We start from the raw sequence: 24,683 nt of genomic DNA on the forward strand, positions 1-24,683 counted from the left end.
TTTTTAAAGTTTTATTGAGAATGATTTTCATTAACAAGGAGGGTTAAAATTGAATACTATTGCATTGGTTGGGAATCCCAACTGCGGAAAAACAACTCTTTTTAATGCTCTTACCGGTGCCAATCAACATGTTGGAAACTGGCCAGGAGTTACAGTGGAAAAAAAGGAAGGGACATTAAAAAACAATAATAATGTTTACAATGTTGTAGACTTACCTGGTACTTATAGTTTGGGTGCTTATTCAGAAGATGAAATTGTTGCAAGGGATTTTATAATAAAAGAAAATCCAGATGTAGTAATCAATGTTGTAGATGCGACAAATATAGAAAGAAATCTATATCTTACGGCTCAGCTTATAGAAATGGGTGCAAATGTAGTTATTGCACTAAATATGATGGATGAAGCAAAAGAAAAAAAGATAATGGTGGATATAGAAAAGCTTTCTAAGGGGCTTGGTGCACCAGTTATACCAACTATAGCTGCAAAGAAGAAAGGGATTGATGATTTAATCAAAGAAGCTATCAAAGCTATGGGTTCTAAAAATTCCCAATTGAGTAAAATCAGCTATGGCAGTGAAATAGATTCTGAAATAGATAAAATTGAAAAAGCTTTAGATTCTTCTAAAGTAAAATTGGATTATCCTTCAAAATGGCTTTCTATTAAATTACTTGAAGGAGACGAGTTTGTTTATGAGATATTTGAAAAAAACAATCAATCAAATATCCTAAATATGGTTAAGGAAAGTGCAGATACTATTGCTGCCACATCTATGGAGCCAGAGATTGTCATTGTTGATAAAAGATATGAATTTATAGGAGATGTAGTTGATAAAAGTGTTAAGAAACCTAAGGTTTCAGTAGAAACAAAATCTGATAAGATAGACCGTGTTCTTACTCATAAGTGGTTTGGTCTTCCAATATTTGCTCTTATAATGTATGGTGTATATAAATTAACTTTCTTAATTGGGGAAGACGTACTTCAAGAATGGCTTGGTGCGGGAATGGAAGCTTTAAGCGGGGCTATTGAGACAGCACTTGTAAATGCTAATGCATCTGAAATGTTAACGGCATTCATAGTTGATGGGATATTTGGTGGAGTAGGTGCAGTAATAGAATTTGTTCCACTAATCATGGTAATGTATATATTTATTGGAATACTAGAAGATAGTGGTTATATGGCAAGAGCAGCTTATGTAATGGATAGAATAATGAGATCTGTAGGATTACATGGAAAAACTTTTATTTCAATGTTAGTAGGAGCTGGCTGTAACGTTCCTGGAATCATGGCAACTAGAACTTTAGACAGCAAAAAAGATAGGATGATTGCAATACTTATAAACCCATTTATATCTTGTGGAGCTAGACTTCCTATTTATTTAGTATTTATATCTGCGTTTTTCCCAAAGCATAAAGCACTTGTTTTATTCTCAATATATGTAATAGGATTTTTAGTAGCAATAATTATGGGTAAAATATTTAGTAAGACATTGTTTAAAGGTGAATCTTCTTATTTTGTAATGGAATTGCCACCTTATAGAGTTCCAACCATTAAAGGTGTATTACTTCATATGTGGGATAAGGTTGGTTCCTTCTTAAAGAGAGCTGGAACAGTGATATTTGCAGTTGTAACTGCTCTTTGGGTATTATCTGTATTACCTTTCGGTGTAGAACCATATAGTGATGCTAGTATATTAGGTAAAATAGGTAGTTTTATTGCTCCTATATTTAAGCCTGCTGGATTTGGTACATGGCAAGCTTCTGTAGGATTGTTTGCAGGTATAGTTGCAAAAGAAGCAGTAGTTGCAACATTAGGTATGGTATATGCAGGTGTAGAAGAGGGTGCAAAGCTAGTAGCGGCTGTACAAGGAGCGTTTACACCACTAAGTGCTTTTGCCTTCATGATTATGACTTTACTTTATACACCATGTGCTGCTGTTATTGGAACTGTTAGAAAAGAAACCAACTCAAGAAAATGGGCATTATTTACTGCAGTATATACATTTCTAGTAGGTTGGATTGCCGCAGTGCTTATTTATCAAGTTGGTAGACTATTTGGACTTAGTTAGTGGAGGGATCTATATGAGTGTTTTAGTTGTAGGCGGTGATTATTTAGGAAATATTGAAGACAACTTAAAAGAAAATGGATTTAACCAAATTACTCATATCTCAGGAAGAAAGAAAAAGCAGAAGACATATAAAATCCCAAAAAATACCGATGTAGTTTTGATACTTACAGACTATATAAATCATCAAACTTGTAAATCTATTAAGAAACAACTTAAAAACTATGATACCAAAATAGGATATTGTAAACGATCTTGGAGTTCTATTGATGAAACATTAAGGGAACTAAGTAGTTAACTTAGGAGATGATTTTATGCTAATAGATACATTAAAACAAATAAATAATTCATCCGTTTTTTCAAAAAAATCATTAGCTAGAGAATTAAAAACTAGCGAAGAAATGGTAGAAGTATTAATCAATCAATTGTTGCAAATGGGATATTTGAAAAAGGAAGTTCAAGGATTTAAATGCAGTGGAAACTGTAGCGGTTGTAGTATTTCTTGCAAAGAACAAAATTTAGGCGAAACATTTATAATCACCGATAAAGGAAAAAAATTATTACAATAGCAGAGTGAGTCAGTGAGTCAGGAGACGGTCTCTTGGCTCACTTATTTTATATTTTTGCAATATAAGTTGAATTATTTCATTTTTAGAAATATAATTGAGTTAAAGTATATTTTAAAGGAGAATAAAAATGACTAGCATTGATTGGAAAGAAAAGAAGAACTTGACCATGCTTGCAGATTTCTATGAGTTCACTATGGCTAATGGATATTTTGAATGTGGAATGGAAGATGAAATAGCCTATTTTGACATGTTTTTTAGGGATATACCTGATAATGGCGGGTTTGCAATTATGGCAGGAGTCGAACAATTAATTGAATATTTAAAGAATCTAAAGTTTGATGATGATGACATTGAATACTTTAGAAGCAAGAATATGTTCAATGAACAATTTTTAGAGTATTTGAGAAATTTTAAATTTGAATGTGATGTATGGGCTATTAAAGAAGGAACTCCAATATTCCCTCATGAACCTATTGTTACTGTAAAAGGTCCTATAATTCAAGCTCAAATAATAGAGACTATGGTTCTTTTAACTATAAACCATCAAAGTCTTATAGCTACTAAATCAAATAGAATTGTAAGAGCTGCTAAAGGTAGAGGAGTAATGGAATTTGGTTCACGTAGAGCACAAGGATATGAAGCAGCTATATTAGGAGCTAGAGCAGCTTATATTGGTGGATGTATAGGTACAGCTTGTACTATTGTAGACAGAGATTTTGAGGTTCCGGCATTAGGTACTATGGCTCATAGCTGGATACAAGTTTTTCCATCTGAATTAGATGCCTTCAGAGCTTATGCTAGAACTTACCCTGATAAATGTGTACTATTAGTTGATACATACAATGTTTTAAAATCTGGAATACCAAATGCAATTAAAGCTTTTAATGAGGAAGTATTGCCAAGAGGTTTTAGACCTAAGGGTATTAGAATTGACAGTGGCGATATTGCTTATCTTTCAAAAGAAGCAAGAAAGATGTTAGATGAGGCTGGTTTTGAAGACTGTCCTATTGTTGCTAGTAGTTCCCTTGATGAATACACTATAAGAGATATAATAAATCAAGGTGCTAAAATTGACTCCTTTGGAGTAGGTGAAAGACTTATCACTGCCAAATCCGAGCCTGTATTTGGTGGAGTATATAAATTAGCTGCTATTGAAAAGAACGGAGAAATAATTCCTAAGATTAAGGTTAGTGAAAACGTTGGCAAAATAACAACGCCAGGATTTAAACAAGTTCATAGATTGTTTGATAGAGAAACTGGTAAGGCTATAGCTGATGTGGTAACACTTCATGATGAAGTAATTGATGATACTAAACCTTATAAGATTTTCCATCCTTTCTATACTTGGAAATGCAAAACTGTAACCAATTTTTATTCACGAAAATTGTTAACTAAGATATTTGATGGTGGACAATCTATATACGAAAGTCCAAATATAGAAGAAATAAAAAATTATTGTTCAGAGGAAATAAATACCCTATGGGAAGAAGTTCTACGTTTTGAAAGACCTCATAAATATTTCGTGGATTTGTCTAAACCATTGTGGGATATTAAAAATAGATTATTAGAAGAACATAAATAAAAAAATAAAGTGAGTAGATATCTACTCACTTTATTTTTTTGTAATTTTTCTTGTACTCTTTTACAGACATTTTATCTATATCTTTATTTCCATAGCGAACTCTTATATAAATATTTCTCAAATTATCCAATGCTTCAAATTCATATTTATTTGTTGCTTTTCTATTTATATCTTTAGTGGTATCTTGTTCTACTATGGGAATGTCATCTTTTATACATTTGCGTAAAAACTTCTCATAATAATATCTAATCTGTGCTTTTTCTCCTTTAGGTCTAAAAATACTTCTCTTTTTCTTTTCCTTTATCTCTTTTACATTAATAAATTCACTTTCCTCGACATATTCTTCTTTTACATGTTTTCTCGACATATTTCTCTTAAATATCTTATTTATTATATAGATAATGAATACAATAATAAGTATTTTAATCGCCCAGTTTATTATTGTTGCTACAATTGGTGGTAATCCTCCAGATTTTTTATGCTTTAAAATCTCCATTATATCTTGTGAGTTTTCTGAAGCCTCTGGAGGTTCTATTTTTTCACCTGAGGAAAGTTTTTTAAGGAATTCAGTTAAATACATGGCAATATACCCTGCGCCTATAAAAACCCAATAGAACAATTTCAAAAACAAATCTACTAAAAAATTATATGCTAACTTGATTCCGTTACCTATGAAGTTTACAAATTTCTCCATAGTCAAAAGTATTGAAAAAACTAATATAAATATAGAATAAATTATATTTTGCCTATTTATCTTTTCGATGCTTTGATTGTTTTCTATATGTCTCATGCTCCTAATTAGTATCACTGAAGAAATAAAATACATAATCATGAATAGACCAGATAAATTGTTTATAAATCCAGAAGTTCTTGTAATTAGTGAAAATACTATAATGAAAATATAAACTCCAAATCCCTTTACAAAGTTATCAATATAAAGGCCGTGGGTTGAAATTCCATTGTATCTAACTACAAAAAAGTATGTGAAAAAGATTGCCAAAGTTAAAAATATAGTATTTCCCTCTCCTTTAATTAAGAAGTAAAGGGGTATCATCAACAATCCTATCATATAATAATTTTTACTCTTTTCTTTCAAATAATAGCCTAAACATGTAACTCCGATGCTTGTCACATATATAACTGCATAGTTTACCAAATTGTTGTAGGGCATCAAATAGGTCAGTATGCTAAATACAAAAGAGAGTTTTGTTATTATATCTAATATTTTTATTCCCATATCTATACTCTCCTTACATATTTCATAATAGAATTATTTAATAGATTTAAATTTTCTTCATCAAAAGAGATTAGAACTGTTTTATTCACTTTTTTATTCAATATCTCTATTGGTTTTACATAGCCTTCAAATATCTTTGGCGTTACAATCACATAAGTAGTGTGATTAAAACTACCGTTGTTTAAATTCTCTAATAGCTCTTCAAAGGAGCCAGAAATATCATAAGAAATTCTTCCAAGCATTTCAGTTAAATAATTCAATTGATTTGGACCAATTCCCGATGGCGTTATATTCATTCCATTATAAAAACTATTTACTTGGGAATTGGTAGTAAATCCATAGGGGATTTTTTCCCTTTCCATTTCTTCAAACATTCCCCTACATAAAGAAATACACTGCTCTATAGCATCAACATCAATACCAGCCCAAAATGGCTTACTTGATTCAACATTCAATATAATAACCACAGAATTATCTGTAGTAAAGTCAAAATTTTTCACCATCAATTTTCCATATTTCAATGAAGAAGACCAATGAATATGTTTTTCAGGTTCTCTACCTGTATATTCTCTAATTCCTATAGTCATAAGTGGATCATCGATTATCCATCTCTTTACAGATATATCCCCATTATAATTTCCATAGGGAACTATGGCCTCATCTAATGATATAGACTTTGGGAGAACCACCAATTCTTGAAGAGAATCTACATCCCTGTATTCAGTATCAAGACCTATAAAATCTCCCAAGGCAAGTGTTACATCACGAAACTTATACACGCCTCTTTCAGAGCCTTTAATAGCATAAGTCCTCTTTAATCTTTGATATGGCAATAAAAACATAGTAATTGTGTGATATAAGTACCCAGCCGTATGTATGGAATTTGTCTTAAATGAATACTTAAAGTTATCAGGAAATCTTTCTGTTATCTGTAGAAATGTAACAGGGACAGGCTTTCTGTTTTCTACAATAGTAGACAATTCAAAGTCTTCTCCTATTTCAACAACATTCGTTGACAATTCCCTTTTATAGTGTAAATTTTTAAATCCATATTTTATTGTCAATTTATTTAATACTAAAGTTAAAGCTACTATTATAATAAAAAACCAAAGCATATTTTCCTCCTAAAATTCTTCTGTGGGAACTTTTAGACTATTTATAATACTCTCAATCATTTCCACAGAATCCTTTAATGCGACCATTCCCCTTATTATAATTCTGTGATTGAAAACATGAGGAGCCATGTATTTAACATCTTCAGGTATAATATAATCCCTACCATTGATAGCTGCATAAACCTGACATGCCTTAAATAATGCAATACTTCCTCTCGGGCTAACTCCTAATTGTATTCTCTCATTATTTCTAGTTGCCAAAACTAAATCCATTATATAATCCATCACATCTTCTGATACTGTAACCTTGTTAAAATTGTTAAGTAAATAATTGATTTCATCTACTGAAACCACTGTAGGCAAATCGTCAATCTTATTTGAAGATATGCTTCTAAAAATTACTTCTTTTTCTTCATCTCTACTTGGATAACCCATAGTTATTCTCATGAGAAATCTGTCTAATTGAGCTTCGGGAAGTGGAAAAGTCCCATAGGATTCTATTGGGTTTTGTGTAGCAAGCACCATAAAAGGCAAATTGAGTTTTCTAGTTTCTCCATCAACGGTTATCTGCTTTTCTTCCATTGCTTCTAGTAAACTAGATTGAGTTCTTGGAGTAGCTCTGTTGATTTCATCAGCAAGGATTATATTTGCAAATAGTGGCCCTTCTTTGAATTGGAATTCATTAAACTTTTGATTAAAAAAGTTGATTCCTGTCAAATCTGAGGGTAATAAGTCTGGAGTGAACTGTATTCTATTAGAAGGCAATCCCAATGTCTTAGCAAAAGCCTTTACAAGCATGGTTTTGCCTACTCCTGGTATATCCTCTAATAGTATATGGCCTCCTGATATAAGGGATACCAATAACAATTCAATAACCTCATCTTTTCCAACTATTACTTTTGATACATTTTCTATTACACGTTCTTTAAAATCGATAAAAGGTTTTACTTCCATGATTTACCTCCTGCTTTCATTAATATTTATATATATTTATATGTATTTATTCTACATAAAAGATGTTTTTCCTTTATAAATAAGAAAAAAAGATGGATTATATATAATCCATCTTTAAGTCTACTAACTAAATCCAAGTAATTTTCCTATTTGGAATACCAAAACTGCACCTATCCAACCTATGAGTAGGGTATAAAGGGCTGTAAATAGTGCCCATTTACTTGAGTTGGTTTCTTTTTTTATTGTGGCAATTACTCCAGCACAAGGGGTATATAGTAGTGTCATTATCATAAAAGAAAGAGCAGATAATGGTGTAAATGCTTGTTGTATAGCACCTATGAGATTTGCTCCTTCTTTAGCTCCTACATATACCATACCCAATGTGGCAACTACTGCTTCTTTTGCAGCTACACCTGCAATTAGGCTGACAGTTGCTTGCCATGTACCAAATCCAGCAGGTTTTAGTATTGGTGCAAAGAATGCTCCTATTTTACCTAGGACACTTGCTTCACTATAAGGTGTTACGCCCAATGGAAGAACTGACAATATCCAAAGACCAGTTACTATAGCAAGTATTGTTGTACCTGCTCTTTTTAGGAAAGAGCTAACTTTGTCCCACATATTGAGAAGTACTCCCTCAAGTGAAGGAACTCTATAAGGTGGTAGTTCCATTATAAAATGGGATGATTCACCTTTAAACAATGTCTTGCTGAATAATTTTCCCATAAGTATTGCTACTAAGAATCCTAATATATAAAGAGAAAATAGTATAATGCCGCCATGTTTTGGGAAAAAGGCTGAGATAAATAATAAATATATTGGAAGTCTTGCTCCACAGGATATAAAAGGATTTATAAGCATTGCAATCATTCTATCTTTTTTGCTGTCTAAGGTTCTTGTTGCCATAACTCCTGGTACATTACATCCAGTACCAATTAGCATAGAGATAAATGTTTTTCCATGAAGTCCTAAGGCTCTCATGATATTGTCCATTACATAAGCTGCTCTAGCCATATAACCACTGTCTTCAAGTATACCTATGAAAATATACATTACCATAATCAGTGGTACAAATTCTACTACTGCACCTACTCCACCTATTAACCCATCTGAGATAAATGCGGTTAACAACTCAGGTGCATTGGCCTTTACCAATAGAGCATTTATATTTTCACCTAATAACTTAATTCCAGAGCCAACTAATTCTCCAAGGATATCTTCTCCAATATAAAAAGTTAACTGATATATTATAAACATTATAATTGCAAATATAGGTAAGCCAAACCATTTATGAGTAAGAATTTTGTCGATTTTGTCTGATGTAGTTTCTGATTCCATATTTGGCTTTTTAATGCTTTCAGAAAGAACATTTCCGATGAATTCATATCTTTTATCTACAATCAAAATACTTAAGTCTCCATTTGAAACGAGATTGTCAACTTCTTTTAAAATTTCAGGACTACATTTTTCACTTACTACCTTATAGATATACTCATCACCTTCAAGGAGTTTTAAAGCTATCCATTTAGTAGGGTAAGTTGTTTCTTTGAAATAATTATCAAGCAAATCAGTCAAATGCTCAATTTGTTCATCTATATCTTTTCCATAACTGATGTTGTTAGTAGGGATATTTTTATCTAAACTATTGATAGTGCTTTTAATAAGGGCATCGATACCTGTTTTTTTTGCAGCAGAAGTTGGTACAATAGTTATACCTAATTTTTCTGCTAATTTTTTTGTATCAATAGTGATATTTTTTTCCTCTACTTCATCTATCATATTTAATGCCAATATTACATTTACATCCATTTCTAAAAGCTGAGTGGTCAAATATAGATTTCTTTCTAAATTTGTAGCATCTACTACATTTATAACTACATCTGGTTTTTCTTCTACTATGAAATTTCTTGCAACCACTTCGTCTTCAGAATATGCACCTAAACTATAAGTTCCTGGAAGGTCTACTATGATATGTTCTTCTCCATCAATTTTGAGTATTCCTTCCTTTTTCTCTACTGTAACTCCTGGCCAATTTCCCACATGTTGTCTTGTGCCAGTTAGGGCATTAAACATTGTTGTTTTACCACAGTTTGGGTTACCAGCTAGTGCTATTATAGCCATATGATCAACCTCTTTCATTATGAATAATTAATAGCCAATAGTTATACTATTGGCTTATCAGTATTTTTTGTGCTAAACCTCTACCTAAGGCAATTTTTGTTCCTGCAAGAGATACTATAATAGGACCTCTATCATTTTTTACTACTTTTAGTTCTGAACCTCTATTGAAGCCCATTTCATATAATCTTTTTGAAGCCTTTTGACCTGCAGATATATCATAAACAACACCCTTTTCTCCTGTATCAATTAAATTTAAAGGTATTCCTTGCATATTTAATTCCCCCTTATATAAAATATAAATCCGAAAATGAGAATCGTTATCAACTATATAACATTATAAAGCAAAAAGGAATAAATATCAATACAAAATCAAAAAATATTTAAAATATAAGGTTTTTTTTAAAAATTCATGGGAAAGTATTAATATATAAAATAATAATTAAAATAAATATAAAGGTATTGATTTTTTGTGGTAAAATAAGTATAATATAAATGAAGGTCAAAGAAAGTCAAAGTAAGTTTGACTTTAAGTTAAGCTATGTAATACTCCAATAGAGGAGGTTTGAGAATGAAGTATAAGGATTATTACGATATATTAGGAGTTGACAAAAGCGCTACGCAAAGCGAGATAAAAAGTGCATATAGAAAATTAGCTAAAAAATATCACCCAGATATGAATAAAGGGGATAAAAGTACGGAAGAAAAATTCAAAGATATAAATGAAGCATATGAAGTACTTGGAGATGAAGAAAAGAGAAAGAAGTATGATACTTTTGGAAGTGGTTATAACTTCACAAATGGGCAGGATTTTGATCCATCTAATTTTGGATTTGATAATTTTGGTAGAGGATATACTTATACCTATACTACTGATGGAACAGGGGGAGATTTTAGTGATTTCTTTAATATGTTCTTTGGTGGTGGAGGTTTTCAAGACGCAGGAGCTAAAAGCAGAGGATTCAATATAGGAGATCTGTTTGGGAGAGGAAAGAGAAGTTCACGAAGAGAACCACAACAGGATGTAGAAAGTGAAATTACAGTGTCATTAGACGAAGCTTATCATGGAACTACAAAGAGGGTTTCTTTTAGAGTGGGAAGTGAAAACAAAACACTGTCTGTAAAGGTACCTAAGGGCATACTTCCAGGAAAGAAGATCAAGATAAAGGGAAGTAAAATCGGTATAGCTGGAGACATATATCTTAAAGTAAATATTAAAGACAGTTCTAAGTTTAAATTAGATGGACTGGATCTAACTACCAAAGTCAAATTATTACCTTGGGAAGCAGCCTTGGGAACACAAGTGATAGTTGAGAGTTTTGATGGGAAGATAAAAGTGAAAATTCCTCAAGGTATAGACAGTGGGCAAAAGATAAGAATACCTAAAAAAGGTTATAGAGATATGAAAGAAAATGAAGGGGATTTATACATTGAAGCTACAATAGTAAATCCACCTCATCTTACAGAAGAACAGATTAAGCTATATGAAAAGCTAAGTGAAATCACAACATACAACCCTAGATAAATATTTGCCCCCGGCACTAACTTACTAACTTATTGATTATTGTTGATTTTTTATTACATTATACAATTATAGGGAATAGGAGGTATGATTATGGATATCAATAGATTTACTCAAAAGAGTCAAGAAGCTATAGGAAGAGCCCAAGAGTTGGCTATAAAATATGAAAATCCTCAAGTTGAAGATTTGCATTTATTTTTAGCACTCTTAGAGGACAATGAAGGTCTCATCCCAAGACTTATATCTTTTATGGGAGAGAACACTGATTTAGTTAGAAATGATGTAGAAAGAGAAGTGGAAAAACTTCCAAAGCAATATGGCAGTGGATCTAGTTCCCTTTATAATAGTAGAGCATTTGCGAAGATACTACTAAAAGCAGAAGATGAGGCTAAGAAGTTCAATGATGAATATATAGGTGTTGAGCATTTGTTTATTTCCCTACTTAAAGAAAGAGGAATACCTTCAGAAAGCATACTAAAGAAATACAATATAAATCTAGAAAGGTTTATGGAGGCGTTAAAAAAGGTTAGGGGAAATCAAACTATAACTACAGATAATCCAGAGGGAAATTATAATCCATTGAAAAAATATGGTAGGAATTTGACTGAAGAGGCAAGACAGGGAAAACTAGATCCAGTAATAGGTAGAGATGACGAAATCAGAAATGTTATAAGGATACTTTCTAGAAGAACTAAGAACAATCCTGTATTGATAGGAGAGCCTGGAGTTGGTAAGACAGCCATAGTGGAGGGACTGGCACAGAGGATAATAAATGGAGATGTACCAGAAGGCCTTAAAGACAAGATTATTTTTTCATTAGACATGGGTTCATTAATTGCTGGTGCAAAGTTTAGAGGAGAGTTTGAAGAAAGATTGAAGGCTGTCTTAAATGAGGTAGAAAAGTCCGATGGTAAAATACTAATGTTTATAGACGAGATTCACAATATAGTTGGAGCGGGAAAGGCAGAAGGCTCAATGGATGCTTCTAATATATTGAAACCTATGCTTGCAAGAGGAGAACTTCACTGTATAGGTGCTACAACATTGGATGAATATAGAAAATACATTGAAAAGGATGCAGCACTTGAAAGAAGATTCCAAAAGGTATTGGTTCCTCAACCTACATTAGAAGACACCATAGCTATATTGAGAGGAATAAAAGAAAAGTATGAGATTCATCATGGTATAAGAATATCTGACAGTGCTGTAATAGCTTGTGCTACACTATCAGATAGATATATAAGTGATAGATTCTTGCCAGATAAGGCTATAGATTTAATGGATGAGGCCTCAGCTATGATGAGGACTGAAATTGACAGTATGCCTGTAGAATTAGATGAAATAAGAAGAAAAATAATGCAACTTGAAATAGAGAGAGAAGCTCTAAAAAGAGAAACTGATGAAAGTTCTAAGAAAAGGCTCGAAAAGTTAGAGAAGGAATTGGCTGGGCATAGAGAAGTTTATGATGCCAAAAGAGCTAAATGGCAAGAAGAAAAGAAGAATATTAGGATGGTTAAGGAAATAAAAGAACAAATAGATATTACAAAACACCAAATAGAAGAAGCAGAAAGAAAATATGACTTAGAGAAACTTTCCCAACTTAAATATGGAAAACTTCCCGAATTAGAAAGAAAATTAGAAGAAGCAAAGGCATTGAATGAAAGTGAAGATAGAATGTTAAAAGAAGAAGTTACAGAAGAAGAGATAGCAGAAGTTGTATCTAAATGGACTGGAATTCCTGTAACTAAGCTTGTAGAAAGTGAAAGGGAAAAACTTCTTCATCTAGATGAAATTCTACACAAGAGGGTTATTGGTCAAGAGGAAGCTGTAACAAGTGTATCTGATTCAGTTATTAGGGCTAGAGCAGGACTTAAATCCTTTAATAGACCTGTTGGGTCATTTATATTCTTAGGGCCTACAGGAGTAGGTAAGACAGAACTTGCCAAGGCTCTTACAGAGACACTATTTGATGATGAAAGAAATATGATTAGAATAGACATGAGTGAGTACATGGAGAAGTTTTCAGTATCAAGGCTAATAGGAGCACCTCCTGGATATGTAGGATATGATGAGGGAGGACAGTTAACAGAGGCAGTCAGAAGGAAACCTTATTCTGTTATACTATTTGATGAAATTGAAAAAGCCCATCCAGATGTATTCAATATACTTCTTCAAGTATTAGATGATGGAAGACTTACAGACAATCAAGGAAATATAGTTGATTTCAAAAATACAGTTATAATCATGACATCAAATTTAGGTTCTCATTATCTATTAGAGGGAATAAGCAGTGATGGAAGTATAAGTGAGTCTGCAAGAGAACAGGTAATGGAAGACATGAGAAGAACATTTAAACCAGAGTTTTTAAACCGTATTGATGAAATAGTAATGTTTAAGCCTTTAGAAAGAGATGAAGTTTATAAGATTATTGACCTTCAAATTAATGAAATTCAATCAAAACTAGAAGACAGAAATATTACTATAAAATTAACAGATGATGCTAAGGAATTTGTATTAGACAGAGCTTATTCTGTACAATATGGTGCAAGACCTGTGAAGAGATTCCTTCAAAAAGAAATTGAAACCAATTTAGGTAAGATGCTCATAGGTGGAGTTGTAAAGGATAAGGATACAGTTGTAGTATCAGTTAAAAATGATCAATTAGATTTTCAAGTTGAATAAAAACAAAGGCATAAATTCCCCTACAGGAATTTATGCCTTTTCTATTACATTTTGCCTGACCGTATTATCGATATTAGCAGCCAAAATCCTGCAACAGCTGCTCCTAAGTACCCAGTGATACCAATGAGAGATATTCCATAAATCTTAGGGCCTATATTGGCAGTGATAACCAAAGACGAACTAACTACTAGACCTGCCACTATCATTCCAAACACCAAACGATTTATCATCTTATTTAATTCATTTATAATCTCTCGGCCATCTTTTAGGTCCATTTGAAGTTTCAATTTGCCATTTATAGCTTGATTTATTAAATCTAAAAATTTAACGGATAATTTCATGTTTGCCTTTACTATGGTGTAAATTTCTTCAACAATTTTTGACAAATCCAATGTATTAAGTTTTTCATCTATATAGCGGTTTTTCATATAGGGAATGGCTATATCCATAATGTTTATTTCTTTATCTAATTTAGCTATTACTCCTTGTATGGTCATTAGCCCTTTTATCAAAAGGGTAATATCTTTTGGCATATGAATATTATTGTCCTTACAAACTTTCAATACTTCCTCCATTATCTGAGGAAGATCAAAATCAAATAGGGATTCTTCAATGTATTGTTCATACATTATTTCTATATCATTGCTCAATTTTTTTATATCCATAGGGCCTTTTTTTATGCCAATTTTTAATATGGACTTGCTCATTTTGTTTATATCTCTATCCACTACTCCCTCTAGAAATTCATTGAACTTTTTCTTAAGAGAATTGTCTAATTGGCCCATTAGACCAAAGTCAATATATCCTATTTTTTTATCGTGAATTAATATATTTCCAGGATGGGGATCTGCGTGGAAAAAGCCATCTTCAAATATTTGTTTGAAGTAATTGTAAGTTAGCTTGCTAGCCAAATCCTGTAGATCATATCCTTCATCCTTTAATTTGTCTATATCATCAATTTTGATTCCTTCTATATAATCCATTACAATGATTTTATCTGTACAATATTCTTCATACACTTTTGGACATAGTATAAACTTTACATCTTTATTGTTTTCAGCAAATGTTTCTATATTTCTTCTTTCATTGACAAAGTCCAATTCTTTTTCAGTAGCATCGGCCAATTCTTCTACCACTTCTCTAGCATCCATAGCACTTCCTGTTGGAGTTAAGTTAATAACAGGGGCAAGTTTTCTAAGTATAGCTATATCTGCTGTCATTTTTTCCTTAACATTTGGCCTTTGGACCTTAACTACAACATTTTCACCAGTTTTAAGTTTAGCTAAATGTACTTGAGCCAATGAAGCAGAGGCTATGGGAGTTTTGTCGAATTGGAGAAAAATTTCATCTATTGATTTGCCAAGTTCATTTTCTATGACTTCTACCATTACATCATATTTTTCAGCTTTCACATCATCCTGTAATTTTTGAAGTTCATGTATATATTCACTAGGTAGAATATCTGGCCTTGTAGACAAAATTTGACCGATTTTTACAAAAGTAGGGCCTAGTTCCTCCAGTGTACATTTTAATTGTTCAGGATTATTTATACCTTTTTTTAATCCATGTTTTATTGAAACAGATACAATTTCCCTTATTCTCTTTTTTCTATAATTTGTATCCATAGTCTTTTAAAAAAAATACCTTGATTTAAATCAAGGTATTTTTTACCCTCCCATACTAATTATTTTTCTCTAATTTGTCAATTCTAGCATTCAATGAGTTTATATCTTCTTTAGTAGGTAAATTTAGTTGGGTTATAATATTTTTCAATGTTTCTTGATCAATTGTTGTATTTTCTTGTTGTTCTTGTTTTTTAGTGTCTATTACTTTTTTCAATTCTTCATTTAATTCTTTTCCTTGATTTACAGTGATTTCGCCTTTTTTTACTAATGTATCTACCATTTCATTTGCTTTTTCATAAGTATAAGCTATACTTCCAATGCCAGCAAGAATTATGTTTTTTAAATTTGCATCCATCTTTATCCCTCCCATTTTAACTATATAATATTATGTCAAAATATCTAAAAGTAATCCTTTTATATCATTTAATCTATCTAATATTTTAAGCCTATTTCCTTCAATATCAATAAAATCACTTGTCAATTCATCTAATTCTTTATCTACTTGTTTTACTATAGAATATACCCTATGGCGACCTCTTCTATCCAATGAGTTTTCTTTGTAAAACACATGAGAATTGTTGACAGATATATTCAAAAAATCTTTTACCAGCTTTTTATATTCAACTAAATCCTCGATAAATAATCTATTTTGTAATTTATTTGTCTTAACTTCGATTTTGTCGAATAATGTTTTTAGTTCTTCTCTTATCTGTTCTTGTTGGATGTTTTCAATCTTTTCTTTAAAGTTTGCTTTTATTTGCTTTTTATCATTAGATTGAACTCTTTTTACTTCTGGAATATTGTTTTGTGTATTTATAGAATTTACCTTAACCAAAGGAATCACTCCCCTCTATCTTCTATTATATATTATCGGCAGGTTTTTGGAAATACAAAGTAAAAATAAAAAATAATATATATTGATTAAAAGTTAGTAAGTTAGTACCGGAGGCAAGTATTAAAGAATAATCAATATTTGACGATAAAACTAATAAGAAAGAGAAAGGGGTAAAAGTATGGATTCAATAAAAAATATATCTACCGAAAAATTAGTAAATACATACAATATGGTGCCTACATTACCTTTTGATATAGAGGGAACCCTTATAGCCAAGGATGGTAAAAATATAAAGGTGGAATCAGAAGTTGGAGGCAAAGTAGTTAATTACACATTGAGATTAAAAGAAGAAATAGAAGAAGAGGTTGGAGAAAAGGTTAAGATCGAAAAGGAAAATGTTCAGTCTTATAAAATAGAAGAAAAAAAGCAAATAGAAGAAAGTCAACTTAGAAAAATAGAAGATTTACTCAAAAAAATAGGAATAGAGTCTACAAAAGAAAATATAAAGGTAGCGGAAACTCTTTTACAAAACAATATTCCTGTGACAAAAGAAAATATAGAATCCCTTCTCATGACGGAAAAGTATTTAAGTGAAGTAATAGAAAAAATAGACTATGACTCAGCTATAAAGCTGTTAAAGGATGGCATAGATTTAGAAGAAGCATCTCTTCAAACCATATATGAATCCCTAGGAGAAATATCAATAGAAGAAGATTTTTCATTAGCTAAATTATTGGGATTAAAAAGGGATTTAACTTATGAAGAAGCAGAAAAAATCTCCATAAAGGTATATGGTAGGCGTATGGGAAAAGATATCTATGATAGCATAATAGCATTGCATAGAGAAAATATGGAGATAAACAAAGAAAATATCGAATTGGTGAAAGAAGTAGTTCACAAACTACATGATTTAAAAAAAGTAGAAGATACAACATTTATCAAAGTGCTTAAAGATGAGTTAATACCTAATATTGAAAATATATATAGATTGAAGCACTCTTATGATACAAATGTTTCAGATAAAAATTTGGCTTTAGCTTACTATGATGAGAATATGTTTGAAATACAAACTACCAAAGAAGATATAGTAAATCTATTAGAACAATATAATCTAGAATCTTCAGAAGAGAATATTGCATTGATAGAAAAGTTCATATTAAATGGACTTGATATAACTGAGGACAATATAAATAAAGTGTTTAAGATGAAAGAGTCCTTGATGGAACTTGTGGATTTATTGGATGAAGATAATACAGCCAAACTTGTAAACAATGACATAGATCCACTTAAAGAACATGTAGAAAAACTTGTGGATATATTAAAAGAAGATAATCTACCTGAACATATAGAAAAAGCAGAGGAAAGGGCAAATGAGATTTTAGAAAAGTTAAACTCTGTGGGAAAGGTAAAGGATGAGGATTTGATAAGTCTAATAAAAGACTTATCAACAATTAACAACAGTGGACAATTAAGTAGTCAAACTGTGGATAAGGTCATGAGATTATCTAATGTTATCCACACATTAGGAGATTTGAATGAAAATACAATTACATTGGCTTCTAAAAGATATAATTATATTAGTTTAAATAGTCTATATGAAAGCGAAATGGCTTTAAGAGAAAATCCCGTTGTTGTAGAACCTATAGATAGCGTAGCAGAGAGCTTGATTAGACAGGAATATATGAAGGCAAAACAAAGCTTAAGTGTAAATATAGTCAAAGAAAGTATCACAGATGGTGTGGAAGTTGAGTACATGCCTTTAGGTGAATTAAATGAATATATAGATAAGAAGATAAATAGATACAGGGAAGTTGAAGATACACTTAAGAGTATAAAGGCAATGGAAGGTAAGGAAAGTGAGCTTATTCCAATAGCTATGAAAAATGGTATGGACATATCTATGAAAGAGCTTACGAGGATTAATTATTTTAATGAAAATAAAAATGGCTTAGGTTATAGTATCAATAATATCGTAAAAGAAAGCGAAAATATGGAGAAAAATGAAGCAAGACAAGCTGTAGCCCAAATAGAAGAAAATGCTAAAGCTGTTTCAAAATCATTAAAGCAGGGAGATATAAGCATAAGGGAAGAGTACAAGGAATTATTAAGAGAATTGAATAATCTAGCCAGTTCCTTTGATTTTCAAGGGGATAATAGACAAAGGCGAAACAAAGAAAAATTGATGGACAATTTAAAGATTCAAAATGAATTGTCTAAGGAAGATTTGGTATTACAGTTTCCGCTACAAGTAGGGCATGATTTTGAAAATTTACAGGTCATTATACCCAAGGGGAATAGTGGAATAAACACAGAAAATATGACTTTTATTTTAAATTTGAATACTGAAAACTTGGGAAATGTAAAACTCAATCTACAAGTTGTAGATAAAGATATAAGTGTACAATTGATTGCTAATGAGGGTAGTAGCTCTAAGATAATTGAAAATGATAGTATTCTCAAAGAAGGATTTAATAGTATAGGATATAGCCTTAAAGATATTTTTATTGAAAAGAAGGAAAAAAAGGTAGAGAATTTGTTAAAAGCAGTCGATACAAGAATATAGGAGAGATATATGAAACTTAGAATTGTTCCTAAAGGTCAAGTGAAAAGAGCTTATGAGAGTCCTCATGAGAAAAGTAAGTTTGACTTAAAAGGTGAAATGAAAATTGACGGTATTGATAAAGTACCACAAGAGCTATTTTTGATTATAAAAGAAACATTGAATTTTATAGAAAAGGTAAATGAGGAGGATAATAATGAGGATAAATAACAATATTCCAGCATTAAATACACATAGAACATTAAATATGACTACAAATTCCATTCAAAAGTCATTGGAAAGACTATCATCAGGTAAGAGGATCAATAGAGCAGCAGATGATGCAGCAGGAATGGCAATATCACAAAAGATGCAAGCACAAGTAAGAGGTTTAAGACAAGCTAGTAGAAACTCTTTAGATGGAATAAGTCTTATTCAAACCGCAGAAGGAGCACTAAATGAAGTCCATGCTATGTTACAGAGGATGAGGGAACTATGCGTACAAGGGGCAAATGGAGTTTATAAGGAAGATGATTTGAAGTCTATTGGAGATGAAATAGTTCAGTTGACTGAGCAAATAGATAAGATAGCTAAGGAAACTGAGTTTAATGGTAAGAAATTATTAGATGGGACTGAGGGTAAATTACAGCTTCAAGTAGGGGCAAATGAAAATCAAGTTGTAAAGATTGAGATGAGTGGAATAAAGGCAACAGCATCGGGGTTAGGAATTGAAGTTTTTGCAAGTGGAATAAAAGATTCTACAAACTTAACAACAAATGAATTTAGCTCAGGCATAACTACATTCAATACAGCCATAGAAAAAGTTTCTGAGATGCGTTCCAAACTTGGTGCTTACCAAAATCGTCTAGAACATACCATCAAAAACATAGATAACACAGCTGAAAACTTGACTGCATCTATGTCAAGAATAGAAGATGCTGATATGGCTCTTGAAATGAGTGAATTCACTAGATTAAATATATTACAACAGGCAGGAACAGCAATGCTTGCTCAAGCTAATCAACTTCCTCAGGCGGTGTTGCAATTACTTAGATAAATAGGAGATGAGTAATATGCTTAATAAAAAAGAAATGGAAAAGAGAATATCAACAACCAATGAGGCTGGTTTGGTTACCATCCTCTATGAAGCATTAATTGACAACTTTAAAGATTGTATAAAAGCTATAGGTGAAGAGAATTATAGTGAATTAAATAGTATTAATAAAAACTCAAGGGATTTATTAGCTGAACTATTAGCCACTCTAGAAGGAGATTCAGATATAGCTAAAGATTTAAGGGAAATTTACATAAGCGTAAATAAGATAATTACAGAGGCTGAAAGACAAAGAGACAAAGTTTCCTTTGAAATGGCAATTAAAATAATCGAACCTCTACAAAGTGGGTTTAAGGAATTGGAAAGAGAAATAGATCCAAAGGTAGTTACCGGGATGACTTATGGAAAAACTAATCTTGATGAATATCAAGTAAATGGCAATAGAACCTTTAAAGGATAAATAAAAGCTATGGAATTCTCCATAGTTTTTTTATGATTATTAAATACTTATATTTAAAATATATTTTACAATTTAAAAGAAGGGTTTTTTACTTACGGATAGAATAGATATAGTGTACATAAAATATAAGAAAGGGGATTTTATAAGATGCAAAAGTTTTTCAAAAATTTTAATTGTAAATGTTTACTTAGTCTGTTACTAGTATTTATGATGTTGTTTAGTATTAGCACTCCATTTACATTTGCAGAAGAAGTTAAGGCAAAAGAAGATACTGTTGAGGTAAAAGAGACTACTGATAAGTTACCTTCTGAAAAAGAAAATGAAAGCAATACGGTAGATGTTATCTTATTTAATGACTTCCATGGAAATTTGGCAGAAGATATTAAAGAAGGTGGCAAAAATATTGGTATGGCTAAAATGGTAGCTTATGTCAATGAAGCAGTGAAGAATAATCCAAACACTATAGTTGTATCTGGTGGGGATAATTATCAAGGAACTGCTATGTCAAATTTAACTTATGGTGAACCTGTATCTGCAATGATGAAGTCTATGAATGTAGTTGCTTCAGCAGTAGGAAATCACGAATTTGACTGGGGAGTAGACTTAATGGAAAAATGGTCAAAAGAAGGTGGTTTTGATTTTCTAGCAGCTAATATATATGATACAAAGACAAATGAACCTGTATCATGGGCAAAACCTTATAAAATTGTTGAAAAAGGTGGAATAAAGATTGCTTTTATAGGACTTGCTCACCCTGATACAGTAACTCTTACTAAGGCTGAAAATGTTACAGGAATTGAATTTAGAGATCCTGTTAAATCAGCTGAAGAATGGGTTAAGTATTTAAAAGATGGAAAGGCTGAAGAAGGCGTTCCAGATGTTATTATGGCATTAACACATATTGATTCTAAACAAGATAGAGATACAAAAGAAATCACAGGAAATGCAATAGAACTAACAAAGGTAGAAGGATTAGATGCAATATTATCAGCTCATAGTCATCAAACTGTATGTGGAAAGGTAAATGATGTTCCAGTTATACAAGCTTATAAATATGGTCGTGCAATGGGAATTGTTTCAATTGAATTAGATAAAAACAACAAAGTTAAAGATATAAATATCAAAGTTGATGATGTAGCTAAAAATAAAAATGATATTATACCAGATGAAGAAGCTACTAAAAAATATGAAGAATATAATAATAAATTACAACCAATATTAGGAGAAGTATTAGGAGAAGCTTCTGATGTATTTACTCACGACAGAAGTGAATCAAATGTATCCTTATTAGGTAGATGGGTATGTGAAGTTCTAAGAGATAAAACAGATGCACAAGTTGCTATTCAAAATGGTGGAGGACTTAGACGTACTCTTGAAAAAGGCAATATAACAATGGGTGATTTATATGAAATAATGCCTTTTGACAACTCTCTTGTAACATTGGATTTATCAGGGAAAGACTTGAAAAAAGCAATAGACCATGGTATCTTAAACCCAGAAGTTACAGATGGACAATTTGCAGGACTAATAGTAGAGTATGATAAGGATAAAGAGTTTGAAAATAGGATTACAAAGATAACTCTTGAAGATGGTACACCTTTAGAAATGGATAAGTATTATAAAGTTGTTATATCAGATTTTCTACTAACAGGTGGAGACAAGTATGATTTCTCAAATGCTAAAAATGTTGTTGAAACTTTTGTTCCTATAAGAGATGTACTTGTAGATGCAATTAAAGAAGCAAAAGTTATTACTCCAAAAGCTGTTGACTATATGAAAGAAGCTGAAAAAGTTGTAGAAGAAAAACCAGTTGTAGTACCTGAAAAAGAAAATAAAGTAGTAGTTAAGGAAAAATCCTATGTTGTAAAAGCTGGAGATGTATTGTGGAAGATTGCAGAAAAATTCAATACAACATGGGAAAAGTTGGCTCAATTTAATAAATTGAATAACCCACATTTAATATTCCCAGGTCAAAAAATATTGATTCCTGCTAATTAAAGAATTAATAATATAAAACGCTTTGTCTCTTTAGGGGCAAAGCGTTTTAGACTTAAAGGAGAGGAGAATATCTATTGAAAGGTCGCAAACTAATTATTATGATTATGATTGCTGCTCAATTAGCTAAAAAATAAAAAGCTATGGAAAATTCCATAGCTTTTTGATATGTAAGCCGTGCACCTAGTGTTGGCTTGCCACCCCAAGCGTTACCTAAACAGTTAACTCGGATCAGGCACCCCCACGGCACACGAAAGTGTTCACTTACCGCTGCTTCCTCCCGGATCTGACGGGGTTCATGAATTTCCGTTGCGCAGGACCCGACCGTCAACATCACTTATTTAGGTCAGACCATGAAATGGACGAAGTCGAAACTAGGAATTCAATCCTGCTATAGCGGATTGCAGGTTATAGGGCACCGCTACCTCCCCATCTAGCACGGCAAAACTTAATATGGCGGAGAGGGCGGGATTCGAACCCGCGAGACGTTTTGGCGTCTACACGATTTCCAGTCGTGCGCCTTCGACCAACTCGGCCACCTCTCCAAATATTATATTTAATTATGCACTACAGATTTATATTATACATTAGAAATACAACTATGTCAATAAAAAATGAAATTACTTTTACTTAAAGTGAAATGAGTGTGTATTTGACAAGATATATTTGGTATAATATATTTAACTAAGTGTGGAAGGTGGAGAAAGATGTATCAAGCCCTGTATAGAAGGTTTCGTCCTAAGACTTTTGATGAAGTATTGGGACAGGAACATATAACAACAACATTAAAAAATCAAATAACAAATAATAGCATCGGTCATGCTTACATATTTTCAGGTACTAGGGGCACAGGAAAAACTTCTACAGCTAAAATCTTTGCAAGAGCTGTTAACTGTATTGATTCTAAAGATGGCAATCCCTGTAATACTTGTGAAGTATGTGAGGGTATACTAGATGAGAGTATAATGGATGTAATAGAAATGGATGCTGCAAGTAATACTGGAGTAGATGATGTAAGGGAAATTAGAGACAAAGTAAAGTATCCCCCATCAAAAGGAAGATTTAAGGTTTATATCATCGATGAGGTTCATATGCTTTCAAAGGGAGCATTCAATGCATTGTTAAAAACATTAGAAGAACCACCTAGTCACTTAATATTCATACTAGCCACAACGGAAGTAGAAAAACTTCCTCAAACTATTTTATCAAGATGTCAAAGATTTGATTTCAAAAGGATGACAACTAAAATTATAGTCCATCATTTAAATAATATTTGCAATGAAATAGGGCTTAAAGCTGAGGAAAGTGCATTAAATCTCATAGCAAGAAATTCAGATGGAGCCATGAGAGATGCTCTTAGTTTACTTGATCAATGTGTTTCTTTTAGTGAAGGAACTTTGACTCATGAAGAAACTCTTTCAATATTGGGAATCGCAAATGAGGATTTGATATTTAATTTAGTAGATCATATTGAAAAGAAGGATCTAGACAAGGCACTACATCTATTAGATGATATCATTCAAAATGGAAAAGATATAAATCAACTTATAAAAGATTTGATGCTTCATTTTAGAAACTTGATGATAGCAAAGACTTCTGAAAATCCTCTAGATATAATAGATGCAGAAAAAGAAACTATAGAGAGATATGTAGAACAATCCCAAAAGATGAATTCATCCTTCATATTAAATGGACTTCAAGTGTTAAATGAAGGAGAAAATAGGGCAAAATGGTCAACTCAGCCTAGGATTATTCTTGAAATGATAATAGTGAAGCTAATAGAGTTGAAAGGAGAACTAAGCCTTGAGGATAGGATAGAGAGACTTGAAAAAATAATAGAAAGTGGTAATATTAAAGTCTCAACAAAGAATGAAGTTGTAAATTCTACAAAAGAAAAACCTACTAAAAAAGCAGAGAAGAAAGTGGCAAAGAAAGAGGAAGAAGAACCGAAACCTGTAATTGTTGATGATGGAAAAGAGTTAAGTTTTAATTTCATAAAAGGTGAATGGTCAAAGATACTTGAGAATATGAAGAAAACTAGGATAGCTACTCAGGCACTTTTGAGGGAAGGAAAGCTTGTCAATTATGAAAATGGAATATTGACTATTGGATATAATGATGGCTTTGGCATACATAAACAAGCCATAAGTAAGAAGGAAAACAAGGAATATGTAGAAAGCTTTGTTTCTAGGTATTTTAATAAAAATATAAGAATAAATTTCATCATGGCAAATGAAGATGAAAAAGATTCAAAAGAAGATGAAGAAGGAGAACTAATTAAGGAAGCTATTGACTTCTTTGGAGAAGACTTAGTAAATATAAAAAGATAATAGG

20 protein-coding genes, 1 tRNA gene and 1 other RNA gene are annotated in these 24,683 nt (G+C 31.8%); 12 read left to right on the forward strand and 10 right to left on the reverse strand.

The window, feature by feature from the left end; all coding sequences use genetic code 11:
* Positions 1-49: 49 nt before the first annotated feature.
* The 4 genes from feoB (BQ9840_RS08320) to BQ9840_RS08335 all read left to right on the forward strand — a co-directional run bounded on the left by feoB (BQ9840_RS08320) (position 50) and on the right by BQ9840_RS08335 (position 4,213).
* The gene (feoB, locus tag BQ9840_RS08320) at positions 50-2,065 is read left to right on the forward strand and encodes a ferrous iron transport protein B (protein WP_077369345.1); all 2,016 of its coding nucleotides are present in this window, start codon (positions 50-52) and stop codon (positions 2,063-2,065) included.
* Between the two features lie 13 nt (positions 2,066-2,078).
* Complete coding sequence (locus BQ9840_RS08325; RefSeq protein ID WP_077369346.1) at positions 2,079-2,360, forward strand: DUF2325 domain-containing protein; 282 nt, start codon at positions 2,079-2,081, stop codon at positions 2,358-2,360.
* A 16-nt stretch (positions 2,361-2,376) separates the two neighbouring features.
* Positions 2,377-2,631, forward strand: a complete 255-nt coding sequence (locus tag BQ9840_RS08330; protein WP_077369347.1) for a FeoC-like transcriptional regulator — start codon at positions 2,377-2,379, stop codon at positions 2,629-2,631.
* Positions 2,632-2,758: 127 nt separating this feature from the next.
* Positions 2,759-4,213, forward strand: coding sequence for a nicotinate phosphoribosyltransferase (locus BQ9840_RS08335; RefSeq protein WP_077369348.1), 1,455 nt, complete (start codon positions 2,759-2,761; stop codon positions 4,211-4,213).
* Between the two features lie 25 nt (positions 4,214-4,238).
* Here BQ9840_RS08335 and BQ9840_RS08340 read toward each other — a convergent pair whose 3' ends face one another.
* The 5 genes from BQ9840_RS08340 to BQ9840_RS08360 form a co-directional block, all read right to left on the reverse strand.
* Positions 4,239-5,450, reverse strand: a complete 1,212-nt coding sequence (locus BQ9840_RS08340) for a hypothetical protein (RefSeq protein WP_077369349.1) — start codon at positions 5,448-5,450, stop codon at positions 4,239-4,241.
* Between the two features lie 2 nt (positions 5,451-5,452).
* Entirely contained in the window at positions 5,453-6,565 is a 1,113-nt protein-coding gene (locus BQ9840_RS08345) for a DUF58 domain-containing protein (RefSeq protein ID WP_077369350.1), read from the reverse strand.
* A 9-nt stretch (positions 6,566-6,574) separates the two neighbouring features.
* On the reverse strand, positions 6,575-7,519 hold the full coding sequence (locus tag BQ9840_RS08350; protein WP_077369351.1) for an AAA family ATPase: 945 nt from the start codon (positions 7,517-7,519) through the stop codon (positions 6,575-6,577).
* Between the two features lie 123 nt (positions 7,520-7,642).
* On the reverse strand, positions 7,643-9,658 hold the full coding sequence (gene feoB, locus BQ9840_RS08355; RefSeq protein ID WP_200804902.1) for a ferrous iron transport protein B: 2,016 nt from the start codon (positions 9,656-9,658) through the stop codon (positions 7,643-7,645).
* 28 nt (positions 9,659-9,686) lie between these two features.
* Positions 9,687-9,911 (reverse strand): FeoA family protein, encoded by a 225-nt coding sequence (locus tag BQ9840_RS08360; RefSeq protein ID WP_077369353.1) that lies wholly within the window; start codon positions 9,909-9,911, stop codon positions 9,687-9,689.
* 297 nt (positions 9,912-10,208) lie between these two features.
* On the opposite strand from BQ9840_RS08360, the gene BQ9840_RS08365 reads away from it, so the two are divergent.
* The gene (locus BQ9840_RS08365) at positions 10,209-11,162 is read left to right on the forward strand and encodes a DnaJ C-terminal domain-containing protein (RefSeq protein WP_077369354.1); all 954 of its coding nucleotides are present in this window, start codon (positions 10,209-10,211) and stop codon (positions 11,160-11,162) included.
* A gap of 90 nt (positions 11,163-11,252) precedes the next feature.
* On the forward strand, positions 11,253-13,841 hold the full coding sequence (gene clpB, locus BQ9840_RS08370; protein WP_077369355.1) for an ATP-dependent chaperone ClpB: 2,589 nt from the start codon (positions 11,253-11,255) through the stop codon (positions 13,839-13,841).
* 44 nt (positions 13,842-13,885) lie between these two features.
* Here clpB and BQ9840_RS08375 read toward each other — a convergent pair whose 3' ends face one another.
* From BQ9840_RS08375 to BQ9840_RS08385, 3 genes are read right to left on the reverse strand one after another with little or no spacing between them, the layout of a single operon-like run.
* Positions 13,886-15,466: an ABC1 kinase family protein gene (locus BQ9840_RS08375; protein ID WP_077369356.1), complete on the reverse strand. Its 1,581-nt coding sequence runs from the start codon at positions 15,464-15,466 to the stop codon at positions 13,886-13,888.
* A gap of 55 nt (positions 15,467-15,521) precedes the next feature.
* Complete coding sequence (locus BQ9840_RS08380; RefSeq protein ID WP_077369357.1) at positions 15,522-15,821, reverse strand: phasin family protein; 300 nt, start codon at positions 15,819-15,821, stop codon at positions 15,522-15,524.
* 30 nt (positions 15,822-15,851) lie between these two features.
* Entirely contained in the window at positions 15,852-16,301 is a 450-nt protein-coding gene (locus BQ9840_RS08385) for a YaaR family protein (RefSeq protein WP_077369358.1), read from the reverse strand.
* Between the two features lie 178 nt (positions 16,302-16,479).
* Between BQ9840_RS08385 and BQ9840_RS08390 the strand changes: the two genes are divergently transcribed.
* The 5 genes from BQ9840_RS08390 to BQ9840_RS08410 all read left to right on the forward strand — a co-directional run bounded on the left by BQ9840_RS08390 (position 16,480) and on the right by BQ9840_RS08410 (position 22,352).
* Positions 16,480-18,864, forward strand: a complete 2,385-nt coding sequence (locus tag BQ9840_RS08390) for a DUF6240 domain-containing protein (protein WP_077369359.1) — start codon at positions 16,480-16,482, stop codon at positions 18,862-18,864.
* A 9-nt stretch (positions 18,865-18,873) separates the two neighbouring features.
* Positions 18,874-19,071 carry a hypothetical protein gene (locus BQ9840_RS08395; protein WP_077369360.1) on the forward strand — a complete coding sequence of 66 codons (198 nt, stop codon included), beginning with the start codon at positions 18,874-18,876 and terminating at the stop codon, positions 19,069-19,071.
* The gene (locus BQ9840_RS08400) at positions 19,058-19,897 is read left to right on the forward strand and encodes a flagellin N-terminal helical domain-containing protein (RefSeq protein WP_077369361.1); all 840 of its coding nucleotides are present in this window, start codon (positions 19,058-19,060) and stop codon (positions 19,895-19,897) included. The genes BQ9840_RS08395 and BQ9840_RS08400 overlap by 14 nt, the downstream gene beginning before the upstream one ends.
* A gap of 16 nt (positions 19,898-19,913) precedes the next feature.
* On the forward strand, positions 19,914-20,354 hold the full coding sequence (locus BQ9840_RS08405) for a flagellar protein FliS (protein ID WP_159436126.1): 441 nt from the start codon (positions 19,914-19,916) through the stop codon (positions 20,352-20,354).
* A gap of 147 nt (positions 20,355-20,501) precedes the next feature.
* Positions 20,502-22,352 carry a 5'-nucleotidase C-terminal domain-containing protein gene (locus tag BQ9840_RS08410; protein ID WP_077369363.1) on the forward strand — a complete coding sequence of 617 codons (1,851 nt, stop codon included), beginning with the start codon at positions 20,502-20,504 and terminating at the stop codon, positions 22,350-22,352.
* A 172-nt stretch (positions 22,353-22,524) separates the two neighbouring features.
* Here BQ9840_RS08410 and ffs read toward each other — a convergent pair.
* An RNA gene (gene ffs, locus BQ9840_RS08415) (signal recognition particle sRNA large type) lies at positions 22,525-22,791 on the reverse strand.
* 12 nt (positions 22,792-22,803) lie between these two features.
* A tRNA-Ser gene (locus tag BQ9840_RS08420) sits at positions 22,804-22,894 on the reverse strand.
* A 162-nt stretch (positions 22,895-23,056) separates the two neighbouring features.
* On the opposite strand from BQ9840_RS08420, the gene dnaX reads away from it, so the two are divergent.
* A complete protein-coding gene (gene dnaX / locus BQ9840_RS08425; RefSeq protein WP_077369364.1) occupies positions 23,057-24,679 on the forward strand; it encodes a DNA polymerase III subunit gamma/tau in 1,623 nt (540 codons plus the stop codon).
* Positions 24,680-24,683 lie beyond the last annotated feature (4 nt).

Origin of the sequence: Anaerosalibacter sp. Marseille-P3206 (genome assembly GCF_900155565.1) — a bacterium.
GTDB lineage: Bacteria > Bacillota > Clostridia > Tissierellales > Sporanaerobacteraceae > FUHM01.

What these genes read in the sequence shown, in the direction of transcription:
- BQ9840_RS08375 (WP_077369356.1), bottom strand. Translation starts at nt 15,466, where the DNA reads ATGGATACAAATTATAGAAAAAAGAGAATAAGGGAAATTGTATCTGTT.
- BQ9840_RS08395 (WP_077369360.1), top strand. Translation starts at nt 18,874, where the DNA reads ATGAAACTTAGAATTGTTCCTAAAGGTCAAGTGAAAAGAGCTTATGAG.
- BQ9840_RS08345 (WP_077369350.1), bottom strand. Translation starts at nt 6,565, where the DNA reads ATGCTTTGGTTTTTTATTATAATAGTAGCTTTAACTTTAGTATTAAAT.
- BQ9840_RS08400 (WP_077369361.1), top strand. Translation starts at nt 19,058, where the DNA reads ATGAGGATAAATAACAATATTCCAGCATTAAATACACATAGAACATTA.
- BQ9840_RS08325 (WP_077369346.1), top strand. Translation starts at nt 2,079, where the DNA reads ATGAGTGTTTTAGTTGTAGGCGGTGATTATTTAGGAAATATTGAAGAC.
- dnaX (WP_077369364.1), top strand. Translation starts at nt 23,057, where the DNA reads ATGTATCAAGCCCTGTATAGAAGGTTTCGTCCTAAGACTTTTGATGAA.
- clpB (WP_077369355.1), top strand. Translation starts at nt 11,253, where the DNA reads ATGGATATCAATAGATTTACTCAAAAGAGTCAAGAAGCTATAGGAAGA.
- BQ9840_RS08330 (WP_077369347.1), top strand. Translation starts at nt 2,377, where the DNA reads ATGCTAATAGATACATTAAAACAAATAAATAATTCATCCGTTTTTTCA.
- BQ9840_RS08340 (WP_077369349.1), bottom strand. Translation starts at nt 5,450, where the DNA reads ATGGGAATAAAAATATTAGATATAATAACAAAACTCTCTTTTGTATTT.
- BQ9840_RS08410 (WP_077369363.1), top strand. Translation starts at nt 20,502, where the DNA reads ATGCAAAAGTTTTTCAAAAATTTTAATTGTAAATGTTTACTTAGTCTG.
- BQ9840_RS08405 (WP_159436126.1), top strand. Translation starts at nt 19,914, where the DNA reads ATGCTTAATAAAAAAGAAATGGAAAAGAGAATATCAACAACCAATGAG.
- BQ9840_RS08380 (WP_077369357.1), bottom strand. Translation starts at nt 15,821, where the DNA reads ATGGATGCAAATTTAAAAAACATAATTCTTGCTGGCATTGGAAGTATA.
- BQ9840_RS08360 (WP_077369353.1), bottom strand. Translation starts at nt 9,911, where the DNA reads ATGCAAGGAATACCTTTAAATTTAATTGATACAGGAGAAAAGGGTGTT.
- BQ9840_RS08350 (WP_077369351.1), bottom strand. Translation starts at nt 7,519, where the DNA reads ATGGAAGTAAAACCTTTTATCGATTTTAAAGAACGTGTAATAGAAAAT.
- BQ9840_RS08365 (WP_077369354.1), top strand. Translation starts at nt 10,209, where the DNA reads ATGAAGTATAAGGATTATTACGATATATTAGGAGTTGACAAAAGCGCT.
- BQ9840_RS08390 (WP_077369359.1), top strand. Translation starts at nt 16,480, where the DNA reads ATGGATTCAATAAAAAATATATCTACCGAAAAATTAGTAAATACATAC.
- feoB (WP_200804902.1), bottom strand. Translation starts at nt 9,658, where the DNA reads ATGAAAGAGGTTGATCATATGGCTATAATAGCACTAGCTGGTAACCCA.
- BQ9840_RS08335 (WP_077369348.1), top strand. Translation starts at nt 2,759, where the DNA reads ATGACTAGCATTGATTGGAAAGAAAAGAAGAACTTGACCATGCTTGCA.